Origin of the sequence: Brachyspira catarrhinii (genome assembly GCF_005518285.1) — a bacterium.
Taxonomy (GTDB): domain Bacteria; phylum Spirochaetota; class Brachyspiria; order Brachyspirales; family Brachyspiraceae; genus Brachyspira; species Brachyspira catarrhinii.
The window spans coordinates 1-275 of sequence record NZ_SJDU01000905.1; the positions used below are offsets into that span (position 1 = coordinate 1).

The following is a 275-nucleotide window of genomic DNA, read 5'->3' on the forward strand; positions in this document are numbered from 1 at the left end:
GAAATCGGAAAATTCAAAACTTTAAGCGGAACTGATATTGGTAATATATTAAATACAATAGAAGCAGGTGTTAGAGTTAATGATTATGCTTTAATATTTGAGCTTGATGGAAAAGCCACAGTAACCGAGAGTAGTATTGAAATAAGACCGAGAAACGAATTGAATAACCCACCCAATGCAATAATAGAAGAGTTTGTAGAAAATGCTATTTATTTATTGGGTGATACTTATTATAATAAAAATTTATTTAGTAAGGTAGAATTAGATGGCGATAT

Annotated in this window: 1 protein-coding gene; it reads left to right on the top strand. The window is 29.5% G+C overall.

Going from position 1 to position 275, the window contains the following annotated elements:
• A partial coding sequence (locus tag EZH24_RS14650) for a hypothetical protein (RefSeq protein ID WP_161976221.1) occupies window positions 1-275 on the top strand: 275 nt, incomplete at both ends.